The 12,187-nt window shown below is 63.6% G+C and carries 13 protein-coding genes; 8 read left to right on the plus strand and 5 right to left on the minus strand.

Annotated features, from left to right (window positions below; translation table 11 throughout):
- Positions 1 to 37 precede the first annotated feature (37 nt).
- The 3 genes from rsxB (at position 38) to RI103_RS13765 (ending at position 2,121) form a co-directional block, all read left to right on the plus strand.
- Positions 38 to 877: an electron transport complex subunit RsxB gene (gene rsxB, locus RI103_RS13755; protein WP_310812523.1), complete on the plus strand. Its 840-nt coding sequence runs from the start codon at positions 38 to 40 to the stop codon at positions 875 to 877.
- A gap of 18 nt (positions 878 to 895) precedes the next feature.
- Entirely contained in the window at positions 896 to 1,540 is a 645-nt protein-coding gene (gene nth, locus RI103_RS13760; RefSeq protein WP_132375375.1) for an endonuclease III, read from the plus strand.
- Positions 1,541 to 1,686: 146 nt separating this feature from the next.
- Positions 1,687 to 2,121, plus strand: a complete 435-nt coding sequence (locus tag RI103_RS13765) for a DUF1841 family protein (RefSeq protein WP_012432270.1) — start codon at positions 1,687 to 1,689, stop codon at positions 2,119 to 2,121.
- Positions 2,122 to 2,231: 110 nt separating this feature from the next.
- Here the strand turns inward: RI103_RS13765 and RI103_RS13770 are convergent, their stop codons facing one another.
- Both RI103_RS13770 and RI103_RS13775 read right to left on the minus strand, forming a co-directional pair.
- Positions 2,232 to 2,615: a c-type cytochrome gene (locus tag RI103_RS13770; RefSeq protein WP_310812524.1), complete on the minus strand. Its 384-nt coding sequence runs from the start codon at positions 2,613 to 2,615 to the stop codon at positions 2,232 to 2,234.
- Between the two features lie 56 nt (positions 2,616 to 2,671).
- Entirely contained in the window at positions 2,672 to 3,040 is a 369-nt protein-coding gene (locus tag RI103_RS13775; RefSeq protein ID WP_310812525.1) for a c-type cytochrome, read from the minus strand.
- 460 nt (positions 3,041 to 3,500) lie between these two features.
- On the opposite strand from RI103_RS13775, the gene RI103_RS13780 reads away from it, so the two are divergent.
- The 5 genes from RI103_RS13780 to RI103_RS13800 all read left to right on the plus strand — a co-directional run bounded on the left by RI103_RS13780 (position 3,501) and on the right by RI103_RS13800 (position 9,083).
- Complete coding sequence (locus RI103_RS13780) at positions 3,501 to 4,343, plus strand: MoxR family ATPase (protein ID WP_310812526.1); 843 nt, start codon at positions 3,501 to 3,503, stop codon at positions 4,341 to 4,343.
- Between the two features lie 96 nt (positions 4,344 to 4,439).
- Positions 4,440 to 5,615, plus strand: coding sequence for a VWA domain-containing protein (locus RI103_RS13785; RefSeq protein WP_310812527.1), 1,176 nt, complete (start codon positions 4,440 to 4,442; stop codon positions 5,613 to 5,615).
- Positions 5,616 to 5,655: 40 nt separating this feature from the next.
- The gene (locus tag RI103_RS13790; RefSeq protein WP_310812528.1) at positions 5,656 to 6,876 is read left to right on the plus strand and encodes a benzoate/H(+) symporter BenE family transporter; all 1,221 of its coding nucleotides are present in this window, start codon (positions 5,656 to 5,658) and stop codon (positions 6,874 to 6,876) included.
- Positions 6,877 to 7,230: 354 nt separating this feature from the next.
- Complete coding sequence (gene tal / locus RI103_RS13795; protein WP_310812529.1) at positions 7,231 to 8,184, plus strand: transaldolase; 954 nt, start codon at positions 7,231 to 7,233, stop codon at positions 8,182 to 8,184.
- Between the two features lie 485 nt (positions 8,185 to 8,669).
- Positions 8,670 to 9,083, plus strand: a complete 414-nt coding sequence (locus RI103_RS13800; protein WP_310812530.1) for a VOC family protein — start codon at positions 8,670 to 8,672, stop codon at positions 9,081 to 9,083.
- 15 nt (positions 9,084 to 9,098) lie between these two features.
- On the opposite strand, the gene RI103_RS13805 is transcribed toward RI103_RS13800, so the two are convergent.
- The 3 genes from RI103_RS13805 to RI103_RS13815 all read right to left on the minus strand — a co-directional run bounded on the left by RI103_RS13805 (position 9,099) and on the right by RI103_RS13815 (position 12,168).
- Positions 9,099 to 10,223 carry an FUSC family protein gene (locus RI103_RS13805; protein ID WP_310812531.1) on the minus strand — a complete coding sequence of 375 codons (1,125 nt, stop codon included), beginning with the start codon at positions 10,221 to 10,223 and terminating at the stop codon, positions 9,099 to 9,101.
- A gap of 149 nt (positions 10,224 to 10,372) precedes the next feature.
- The gene (gene mctP, locus RI103_RS13810) at positions 10,373 to 11,923 is read right to left on the minus strand and encodes a monocarboxylate uptake permease MctP (RefSeq protein WP_310812532.1); all 1,551 of its coding nucleotides are present in this window, start codon (positions 11,921 to 11,923) and stop codon (positions 10,373 to 10,375) included.
- A complete protein-coding gene (locus tag RI103_RS13815; protein WP_310812533.1) occupies positions 11,923 to 12,168 on the minus strand; it encodes a DUF3311 domain-containing protein in 246 nt (81 codons plus the stop codon). The genes mctP and RI103_RS13815 overlap by 1 nt, the downstream gene beginning before the upstream one ends.
- Between the last annotated feature and the right edge of the window lie 19 nt (positions 12,169 to 12,187).

A 12,187-nucleotide genomic window follows, 5' to 3' on the forward strand; every position in this document is an offset into this window, starting at 1 on the left:
GTTCAAGCTGTGCGGCCGCAAGCCAAAGCCCCACGTCGTGACCGTGACAGATACCAAAACACTCGCAGACCGCATCGAAGATCTGCTCCCCCAGACGCAATGCACCAAGTGCGGTTATCCCGCATGCCGTCCCTATGCCGAAGCCGTCGCAAGCGGCGAGGCCAATTACAATCAATGCCCGCCAGGCGGCGCCGAGGGCATCGCCCGGCTCGCCGCCTTGCTCGGCAAGCCGGTGATTCCGCTCAATTCCGCCAACGGCGTCGAACGGCCGCGTCCGTTGGCGGTTATCGACGAACAAGTTTGCATCGGCTGCACGTTGTGCATGCAGGCCTGTCCGGTCGATGCAATAGTTGGCGCACCGAAACAGATGCATACGGTGATCGCCGAACTCTGCACTGGGTGCGATCTGTGCGTGCCACCCTGCCCCGTCGACTGCATCGCCTTGCCGCCGGTCACCGGCGAAGCAACCGGTTGGGACGCGTGGAGCCAGGCCCAGGCCGACGCCGCGCGCGAACGCCATGACCGGCGCGAAGCGCGTCTCGCACGCGAACGCGAAGCCGCCGAGGCACGTGCGGCAGCGCGGCGGGCCGGCAGCAGCCCCGCTGCTCAGGTTACCGATACAACGCAAGCCGGCGACGCAGCGCCTTCGGCCGCGCCCGTTGCGGAAGACGCCGAAGCGAAGAAACGCGCGATCATCCAGGCCGCGCTCGAACGTGCTCGCAAGAAGAAAGAAGAATTGGCGGCCAAAGGCCAAGGCCCGTTGAACACCGAGCGTGTGAGCGCGGACGTGCAGGCACAGATCGACGCCGCCGAAGCACGCCGCCGCCGTCTCGGCCTCGCCGCGGACGACACCGGCACGCCGTCCGACAAGCGCTAACCGCATCGTCAGCCCAGCATGAACGCGAACAAACGCCGCGCCATCTACGAGACGTTTCAGAGTCTCACTCCTCATCCGACAACCGAACTCGAGTACACCACTCCGTTCGAACTGCTGATCGCCGTGCTGCTGTCGGCGCAAGCCACCGACGTGTCGGTCAACAAGGCCATGCGCAAGATGTTCCCGGTCGCGAACACGCCGCAGAAGGTTTTCGATCTCGGCGAAGAAGGCGTGACCGGCTACATCAAGACCATCGGCCTGTATCGCACCAAGGCGAAGAACGTCATCGCGACGTGCCGCATTCTGCTCGACCAGTACGGCGGCGAAGTGCCCGAGGATCGCGAAGCGCTCGAAAGCTTGCCGGGCGTCGGCCGGAAAACGGCCAATGTGATCCTGAATACCGCGTTCGGTCATCCGACCATCGCGGTCGACACGCACATCTTTCGGGTTGCGAATCGAACCGGTCTCGCGCCCGGCAAGGACGTTCGCGCAGTCGAAGCGGCGCTGGAGAAATTCACGCCCGCCGAGTTCAAGCAGGACGCGCACCATTGGTTGATCCTGCACGGCCGTTATGTGTGCAAGGCGCGCCGGCCTGAATGCTGGCATTGCGTGATCGAGCCGCTGTGCGAGTTCCGGCCGAAAACGCCGCCGCCCGATCTGTGAGCGGAGCCCGGCACCTCGTGAAACGCCGTGATGCCGCCAGCAGCCCGCGCCGCCCCGGCGTAAAATGACGCCCTGCCTCGTCGGCTTCACAGGTTGACGCTTGACAGGCTCACGTCACACGCCCCACTCAACGCACCGGCCTCACGATGTTCAATCCCAGCCGCGACGAAGTCCGTCTCTTCTTCACCGACACCTGGCGCAAGCAGCGCAAAGGCGAAATTCTGACGCCGCTGGAGGCGATCGCCGCCGACTGGATCGTCGAGCATCCCGAATACCACGCCGACCTGACCGACGGCGACGCCGCCCAGGCGCAGGACTATTCGCCCGAACGCGGCCAGACCAACCCGTTCCTGCATCTGTCGATGCATCTCGCCATCACCGAACAGCTGTCGATCGACCAGCCGCCCGGCATTCGCGCCGCGCACGAACGGCTCGCCGCTCGCCTCGGCTCGACCCACGAGGCGCAGCACGCCATCATGGACTGCCTCGGCGAAACCATCTGGGAAGCGCAGCGCACCGGCACGCCGCCGGATACGGACGCGTATCTGCAGCGCATCGAGCGGCGCGCCACGCGCGACTGAGAGCGGCATCGGTCGCAGGGCACGCGAAAACCTCGCCCCAAAAACACAACACCCCGCCAAAGCGGGGTGTTGTTCAATCGGGAAGCCGCGCGGAAACCGCGCAAGCTCGCTTACTTCTTCTGCACCAGATCGCCATTCAACGATTCGACATAAGCGGCGATGTCTTTCATGTCGCTTTGCGACAGGCTTTGCACTTGCGCCTGCATGATCGGGTTGTTGCGGCCGAGGTGCGGGTTGCCGTTGCCCATCTGGTACTGGCGCAGCGCCCAGTAGACGTAATCGGAGTGCTGGCCCGCGAGTTTCGGATATTCCGGGCTCACCGGCTTGTTCAGATTCACACCGTGGCAAGCCGCGCAATTGTGGCTGTCGGACAGCACCTTGCCGTTGCCGGCGTCGGCGGCGTGCGCGAGGTTCGCTGCAACCAGACCGAGCACTGCCGCCGACGCGCATGCAGCCTTGACCACCGTGTGGAGTGCCTGTTGGGGCTTATTCATGAATTCTCCTATCCCGCGAATTTATTAGCCGAGTGACTGGATGGACGAGCCGCAGGTCACTTGTCGGGATTGCTCTTCGAAGAGGAATTTTGCGCTGCGTAGTAGGCCGCGATGTCGGCAATGTCCTGATCCGACAGCGACGCGGTGATGGCGCGCATTGTTTCGAAATGGCGGTCGCCCTTCTTGTAGCCATGCAGGGCGTTCTCGAGGTACGCCTGGTTCTGCCCGCCAAGCATCGGCACGCGGTAGACCTCAGGGTAAGCCGTGCGGTATTCAGGGATGCCGTGGCAGCCAATACACATTGCGACCTTGCCTTGGCCCGCCTTCGCGTTGCCGACCACGTCCGCTGCCTGCGCACCGGCCGTATAGCCCGCGAGCACCGTCAGCGCTGCGATCACGACGTGTTTGCCAACGAATTTATTCATAGCATGTAACCTGGCTTGAGGGGAAACGGGCGACCAGAAAGGCAACGGCCCGCGCCGTTATTCTTATAGGGTAGCCACGCAGGCCAAAAAAATCGGGCTAATTGTACCGCGCCGCCGCGCCGAACGTCCACCGCGCGGGGCCGCGGCGCATCCGGCCGCCGCAAAGCCACGGCTAGCGCCGCTTTGCTCCGCCGCGCCCGATCCGCAAGGCGTCGCGGCTGCCATCGCATGCCGCCCGGTCGCGCCGGTTCGACACGGCATTCGACGCCGCATCCAGCCCGCTCTCGCCCGGCGCGCCCGCCCACCGGGCGCGCCGGGCGAGCGTCCGGCCGCTCGCCGGCGCCGCGTGCGTACTCGCCGCGCGCCACGGCACTGCGGGTGACACCTTACGCGAGGCGGTTTCAGGCCAACAGGCCTTCTGACTTATACTGGGTTTTTTCCTGGAAAAGAGCATCTCGCCATGCGTTTCGAAGGCTCATCGCAGTACGTCGCCACCGACGACCTCAAGCTCGCGGTCAATGCCGCGATGACGCTCAAGCGCCCGTTGCTGATCAAGGGCGAACCCGGCACGGGCAAAACCATGCTCGCCGAAGAGGTCGCCGCCGCGCTCGGCATGCCGCTCCAGCAGTGGCACATCAAGTCCACCACCAAGGCGCAGCAGGGTCTGTACGAGTACGACGCGGTGTCGCGCCTGCGCGATTCGCAACTCGGCGACGAACGCGTCAAGGACATCGGCAACTACATCGTCAAGGGCGTGCTGTGGCAGGCGTTCGAGTCGGAGGAACAAACGGTGCTGCTGATCGACGAGATCGACAAGGCCGACATCGAATTCCCCAACGACCTGCTGCGTGAACTCGACCGCATGGAGTTCTACGTGTACGAGACGCACGAGCTGATCCGCGCGAAACAGCGCCCGCTCGTGATCATCACCTCGAACAACGAGAAAGAGCTGCCGGACGCATTCCTGCGCCGCTGCTTCTTTCACTACATCAAGTTCCCCGATCCGGTCACCATGCAGCAGATCGTCGAGGTGCACTATCCCGGCATCAAGAAGGAACTGCTCGCGGCCGCCATGCAGAGCTTTTTCGAACTTCGCAACGTCGCCGGATTGAAGAAGAAACCGTCCACCTCGGAACTGCTCGACTGGCTCAAGCTGCTGCTCGCCGAAGATATTCCGCCGGAAGCGCTGCGCTCGTCCGACCAGAAGCAGATCATTCCGCCGCTGCACGGCGCGCTTCTGAAGAACGAGCAGGACGTGAGCCTGTTCGAGCGGCTGATCTTCATGAATCGCAACAACCGCTGATTGATCTTCGATTGATCGTTGACTGAGCGGCGGGCGCACGGCAGGCCGCGCCTGAAAAGCGCCGCCCCGACCATCCGCCGCCGCAGAGGACCCAGCATGCTGATCGACTTCTTCTACTCGCTGCGCGCCGCCAAACTGCCGGTGTCGGTGAAGGAATACCTGACGCTGCTCGAAGCGCTCAAAGCCAACGTGATCGCGCCGTCGCTCGACGATTTCTACTATCTTGCGCGCATCACGCTGGTGAAGGACGAGCAGTATTTCGACAAGTTCGACCAGGCGTTCGGCGCGTATTTCAAGGGCGTCGCGCAAGCCTCGGAACTCGCCTTCGAGGTCCCGCTCGACTGGTTGAAGAAGAAGCTGCAACGCGACCTGTCGCCGGAAGAAAAAGCGCAGATCGAAGCGATGGGCGGCCTCGACAAGCTCATGGAACGCCTGAAGGAACTGTTCGACGAACAGAAGGAGCGGCACGAAGGCGGCAACAAGTGGATCGGCACGGGCGGCACGTCACCGTTCGGCAATGGCGGCTACAACCCGGAAGGCGTGCGCATCGGCGGCGACGCGGCGGGCAACCGCACCGCCGTCAAGGTCTGGGAAGCGCGCGCCTATCGCGACTACGACGACCAGGTGGAAATCGGCACGCGCAACATCAAGATCGCGCTGCGCCGTTTGCGCCGGTTCGCCCGCGAAGGCGCCGCCGAAGAACTCGATCTGCCCGACACGATCCGCAGTACCGCCGCGAACGCCGGCTGGCTCGACCTGAAGATGGTGCCCGAGCGGCACAACAAGGTGAAAGTGCTGATGCTGCTCGACGTGGGCGGCTCGATGGACGATCACATCAAGCGCACCGAGGAGCTGTTCTCCGCCGCCAAAGCCGAGTTCAAGCACCTCGAGTTCTACTACTTCCACAACTGCGTGTACGACTTCCTGTGGAAGAACAACCGCCGCCGTCACGCCGAGCGCATGCCGACGTGGGACGTGCTGCACAAATTCACGTCCGACTACAAGCTGATCTTCGTCGGCGACGCGACCATGAGCCCCTACGAAGTGCTGCAGCCGGGCGGGTCGGTGGAGTACAACAACGCCGAAGCCGGCGCGGTATGGCTGCGCCGGCTCGCCGATCATTTCCCGCATCACGCGTGGCTCAATCCCGAACCGGAAGGCTTGTGGGCGTACCGGCAATCGGTCAGCGCGATCCGCGAGGTGCTCGGCCACCGCATGTACCCGCTCACGCTCGCCGGTCTCGATACAGCCATGCGCACGCTGAGCAAATAGTCCGCTCAGGTTTTACCTTCAACGATAAGAAAGCATCTGCATGAGTCCGTCTTCCACGCCCGATTTGTCCCCTGCCGTCACGCCGCCCGGGCGCCTCAATCCCTTCGCCGACACGTCGCTGTCGGCCATCGTCGCCGGTTTCGTCGCGATGATGACGGGCTACACCAGTTCGCTCGTGCTGATGTTCCAGGCGGGTCAGGCCGCGCATCTGAGCGATGCGCAGATCTCCTCGTGGATCTGGGCGTTATCGATCGGCATGGCCGTCTGCACGATCGGCCTGTCGCTGCGCTTTCGCGCGCCGATCGTGATCGCCTGGTCGACGCCCGGCGCGGCGCTGCTGGTGTCGTCGCTGCCGCACGTGGCTTATGCGGAGGCGATCGGCGCGTTTATCGTGTGTGCGCTGCTGCTTACGCTGGTCGGCCTGACCGGCTGGTTCGACACGCTCATGAAGAAGATCCCGGCGGGCATCGCCTCGGCCTTGCTGGCGGGCATCCTGTTCGAGATCGGCATCGAGATTTTCCGCGCCGCGCAATTCCAGACCGCGCTCGTGCTGGCCATGTTCTTCACCTACCTGATCGTAAAACGGCTCGCACCCCGCTATGCGATCGTCACGACGCTGATCGTCGGCACGGCGGCGGCCGGCGCACTGGGACTGCTCGACTTCAGCCGCTTCCACGTCGCGCTGGCGCAGCCGGTGTTCACGATGCCGGCGTTTTCAGTGGCGGCCAGCGTCAGCATCGGGATTCCGCTCTTCGTCGTCGCGATGGCGTCGCAGAACGTGCCGGGCATCGCCGTGCTGCGCGCGGACGGCTACACCACGCCGTCCGCGCCGCTGATTTCGACCACCGGCATCGCCTCGCTGCTGCTCGCGCCGTTCGGCTCGCACGGCATCAATCTTGCGGCGATTACCGCGGCGATCTGCACCGGCCCTGAAGCGCACGAGAACCGCAACAAGCGCTATACGGCGGCGGTGTGGTGCGGCATCTTCTACCTGATCGCCGGGATTTTCGGCGCGACCATCGCCGCGCTGTTCGCGGCCTTGCCGAAGGCGCTGGTGGTCTCCGTCGCGGCGCTGGCGCTGTTCGGCTCGATCATGAGCGGGCTCGCCAACGCCATGCAGGACCTGAAGCAGCGCGAGGCGGCGCTGGTCACGTTCATGGTGACCGCGTCCGGGCTGACTTTGTTGTCCATCGGCTCGGCTTTCTGGGGACTGGTGGCGGGCGTGCTGACGCAAGTGGTGTTGAACGCGCGGCGTGCCTGAGGCGACCGCTGGACGAGGCGGCGGCTCGATGTCCAGCCGCTTGGTGTAGGCAAAGGCGGTTGGCAACATCGGTCAGCAAAAAGCGCTCGGCGGAATCGGTCAGCGCGAGATCGGTCGGCGGAAAATGCCGCCTGAAATCCGTGTGAACGGACCGCCGCGGGCAAGTGTCAATACCGCATCAGCCGATCCGCCATAGAATAGGAGCATCCGGCAGCGCTTTCCGTCAAAATTCCCCGGCAAGATGACGGGCAGTGCTGCAGCGTCACCCGCGGCCGCCGGATCTGGTTTGCGTTTCAGGCCGGCGGCGACCTCATTTCTCCTGAACCACGGCGCGCGCGCCCTGAAGGCCCGAACATGACAACCGCACTCGATCAACTCAAGCAATTCACCACCGTCGTCGCCGATACCGGCGACTTCCAGCAGCTCGCCCAGTACAAGCCGCAGGACGCGACCACCAATCCGTCGCTGATTCTGAAAGCGGTGCAGAAAGACGACTACAAGCCGCTGCTCGAAAAGACCGTGAAAGCCCACGCGTCGAAGCCGGTCGGCGCGATCATCGACCAGTTGCTAATCGCCTTCGGCACCGAAATTCTCAAGATCATTCCGGGCCGCGTCTCGACGGAAGTCGACGCGCGCCTCTCGTTCGACACGCAAGCCTCGATCGCCAAGGGCCGCGAACTGATCTCGTTGTACAAGGAGCACGGCATTGGCCGCGAACGCGTGCTGATCAAGCTGGCTTCCACGTGGGAAGGCGTCCGCGCGGCCGAAGTGCTGCAGAAGGAAGGCATCCACTGCAACATGACGCTGCTGTTCTCGCTCGCCCAGGCGGCCGCCTGCGCCGAAGCGGGCGCGCAACTGATCTCGCCGTTCGTCGGCCGGATTTACGACTGGTACAAGAAGAACGCCGGCAGCGCGTGGGACGAAGCGAAAGACGGCGGCGCCAACGACCCGGGCGTCAAATCGGTGCGCCGCATTTACGCGTACTACAAGAAGTTCGGCTACAAGACCGAGGTGATGGGCGCGAGCTTCCGCACGCCGGGTCAGATTCTGGAACTGGCCGGCTGCGATCTGCTGACCATCAGTCCGGATCTGCTGCAAAAGCTGCAGGACAGCACCGATAAGGTGGAACGCAAGCTGTCGCCGGATATCGCCAAGGATGTGGATATCGAACGCGTGCCGGTTGATGAATCGTCGTTCCGGTTTCTCGTCAACGACGAAGCTATGGCGACTGAGAAGCTCGCCGAAGGGATTCGGGCCTTTGCTGCGGACGCGGTCAAGCTGGAAAAGCTGATCGAAGCGTTGCGTTAAGGTTCGCTTGCGCTGGTTGAAACGGCGCTTTCCGCACGCGGCCCTGGACTTTATGGTTCGGGGCCGTGTGGCGTTTACGGGCCTGCGGCGGGTGTGGGTGCATTTGGACCGCGTCGGGCATCGGTGTGCTTACGGCATTTAGTCACCATTGTCGCCTGAGGGGCGGCTAGAATCTTCTGCAAGGGCGCTTCATGGTGGTCTATTAGCGTTGCCCCTGTGCGGGGCGGCACCTACTTTCTTTGCCGCGGCAAAGAAAGTAGGCAAAGAAAGCCGCTTCACACCGCTAATTCTTAAGCGGGTCCCTCGCGCAGCCACGCTAGTGGTACATCTGGAATCCGTGTCCTCGCACATTCCGCGTGAGTGACAAGGCGCTCATTCTTCCGGCGGCGCTGCGCGCGCCGTCGCGGTTCTTCTTCGAACCGTTGGCTCTTGCAGTGGCTTTTCGCGGAGATCGCGCGCCGCTCACCCTGTTTCCGGAGACGATCATGCTGGTTCAACCTTACGTGTTTTTCAACGGACGTTGCGAGGAAGCGCTCGACTATTACTGCGCGAAGCTCGGCGCGCAAGTGACCTTCATGATGCGCTACAAGGAGGCGCCGCCCGATCCGCAAAATCAGCCGCGTCCCGGTCTCGAAGAAAAGATCATGCACGCCAACGTGCGGATGGGTTCGACCGACTGGATGGCCTCGGACGGCCATTGTGACCCCGCTGCCACGATGAACGGCTTCAGCCTCTCACTGACCGCCGACGACGCCGCCTCCGCCGAAAAATACTTCAATGCGCTCGCCGACGGCGGCCAGGTGACGCTGCCGTTTCAGCCGACTTTCTGGAGCAAGGGCTTCGGGATGGTGGTCGACCGCTTCGGTCTCATGTGGATGGTGACAGTGCCGGAAGGTTGAGGGCGATAGCCAGGACTACGCCTTCAGCAAAGTCCTCGAATGCCGTTCGATGTTCCAGTTCGGCTCGGTTTCCAGCAACCGCTCGCGCAGCCGGTCCACCTGTTCGGCAAGCCGCTGGCCGAGCCAATACGGCCCCTGCAAGTCGGACGGCAGCTTGAGCGCCGCGTCGCTGTCCCTCTGCGCAAGCGGCGACGCGGCCGGAATGCCGAAGCGCGTCGCCCGGCCAAAGCGCAGGCCGCGCGCCATCGCCAGCAAAATCGAACGCACGGTGCGCACCTCCAGGCCGCAGTGCGCGGCATACGCGGCACGCGCCACGGCGTCGGCTTGCATCAACGGACCCGTGGCGAGCAACTCCAGCGAACTGAGCACCGAGCGGTGCAGCCGCTGAATTTCTTCGAGCTTCGACTGCGGCAGGTCGATTTCCTTCGCCACCGAAGGCATCAGCGAACGCAATTGCACGAGCCGCTTGTGGATCGCCAGAAAGCGCTTCACCTGCTCCTCCTCGCTGATCGTCTCGCCCTCCAGCAGCCGCGTGTAGACGCGCGCGCATTCGCGCAGATTCGTCGCGAGTCCATAGCGCCACGAATAGGTGGCATGCAGCGGCAGCGCGAACGAAAACGCCAGCGCGATCACGATACCGATCAGCACGTTCAGTGTGCGCCACAGGCCGACTTCGATCAGGTTGTCGCCGTGCCCCGCGACGATACACATGGTAATGGCCGTCAAGAGCCCGATATAGCCCGACGAGCCGATCGCGAACCACGCGCAGATACCCGCGACGATCGACATCAGCACATAGGTGAGCGGCGCCGACCCAGTGAGGTTCTGCAGCACGATCAGCGAAAGCCCGATCGACGCTCCGAGCAGCGTGCCGGCCGCCCGTTCGGCCGCCTTCTTGCGGATGTTGCCGTGATGCTGCAAGCCGCCGATCACCACCAGCAAGGTGACCGAGGACCAGATGCCGTGCGGAATGTCGATCCCGGTGGTCGCCAGAATCGAAACCAGCATGGCCAGCCCGACGCGCAGACTGTGCAGCACCCTGGCGTGGCGATAGCGGTAGTAAGGTGACGTAACCGCGCGGACCATCCGGCTGAGCGCCGAGCGGCGTGGAATCACGGTGTGGGAATCGGCAGAAGCCATGGCGGCGCGCTCGATGCGGTGATGGTCGGTCCCGCTATCCTGCCCTGGAGTGGCGCTATAAGACAAACGCCCGCACACTTTCGTATGCGGGCGTTGCGGTTTTCAGGCTGTCGGGCCACGTGAAGCAGCACGGCATAAAGTGGGCATGATCAGCTTTCGACCACGTCCAGATAGTCTTCCGGACGGGTACGGTCTTCGGCGCGCTGCATGCCGGCGGCGCGCACCAGCAGGCTCACCACCACCGCCACCACCAGGTTCACGATTAGCGACCACACCGCCGCGTAGCCCGGAATCGCCATGCCGAACAGGTGGATCGTGAAGATCGAGCCGGCCAGCTTCAGCGAAATCGCCATCCACGTGCCGGTTGCGATGCCGACCGCCCAGCCGATCAGCAGGCCGCGGTAGTCGAGCACGCGCGTGTACAGACCCAGCACGATCGCCGGCAGCGTCTGGATGATCCAGATGCCGCCGAGCAGTTGCAACTGGATCGCATACGTGAGCGGCAGGCCGAGAATGAACGCCACCGCGCCGACCTTGACGATCAGCGAGACCAGCTTCGCGACATTGGTCTCCTGCTCGTGCGTCATGTTGCGGTTGACGAACTCCTTGTGGATGTTGCGCGTGTACAGGTTCGCGGCCGCGATCGACATGATCGCCGCCGGCACCAGCGCGCCGATGCCGATCGCCGCGAACGCCACGCCGACGAACCACGACGGGAAGTAATGCAGGAACAGCGCCGGCACCGCGAAGTTCGGACCGAATGCCTTGAAGTACGGCGCGAACTCCGGCATGTCCTTCACGCCCGAGGCCAAGGCCATGAAGCCGAGCAGCGCGAGCAGGCCGAGCACCAGCGAGTAAGCCGGCAGCATCGCCATGTTGCGGCGGATCGTGTTACCCGAATTCGACGACAGTACCGCCGTAATCGAGTGCGGATACAGGAACAGCGCGAGCGCCGAACCCACCGCGAGCGTCGCGTACGCGCTGTAGCCGTTCAGGCTCGACACGTCCGGCGCCTTGAGCAGCAGCTTGGCCGGCGGCACCACGCTGAAGATGTGGCCGAAGCCGCCCAGTTGCGGCGGAATCACAATGATCGCCGCGAAGATGGTGATGTAGATCAGGATGTCCTTCACCACCGCGATCATGGCCGGCGCGCGCAGACCCGAGGTGTACGTGTACGCCGCCAGGATCGCGAACGCGATGATGAGCGGCAGATCGCCGACAAAACCCTTGGTGTCGAAACCGAGCGCGCCGATCACCACTTCGATACCGACCAGTTGCAGCGCGATATACGGCATGGTCGCGACGATGCCGGTCACGGCGATCGCCAGAGCGAGCATACGGCTGCCATAGCGCGCCGACACGAAGTCGGCCGATGTCACGTAGCCCTGCCGTTTGGCAATGCTCCACAGTTTCGGGAACACGACGAACGCGAACGGATAGATCAGGATCGTGTACGGCAGCGCGAAGAAACCGGTTGCGCCCGCACCGAATACCAGCGCCGGCACGGCGATGAAGGTGTACGCGGTGTACAGGTCGCCGCCTAGCAGGAACCATGTGACGATGGTGCCGAAGCGCCGGCCGCCGAGGCCCCACTCTTCCAGATGCGCGAGATCGCCGCGCCGCCAGTGGGCCGCGATAAAGCCGAGAATCGTGACGCCGACAAAAAACAGAACGAAGACGAAAGTTGCTATGGCGTTCATTATCGTGCGCCCCCTTGCGGACGGCCGTCGGAACGCGAGCGCGTCTTGGTCTTGAAGTACACGAGCGCCGTGATGACTGCGCTGATCAGCACCCACAGGAGCTGATACCAGTAGAAGAACGGAAAGTCGAACAGCACCGGTTCGACCTTGTTATATGACGGCACCCAGATCATCGCGATCCAGGGCAACAGCAGCAACCAGAGCCAGTTCTTGCTGGCCTTGTTCGCGTCGGCGTCGTGAGCCATGACGTCTCCTCTTCCCTAT

Origin of the sequence: Paraburkholderia sp. FT54, assembly GCF_031585635.1 — a bacterium.
Lineage (GTDB): Bacteria > Pseudomonadota > Gammaproteobacteria > Burkholderiales > Burkholderiaceae > Paraburkholderia.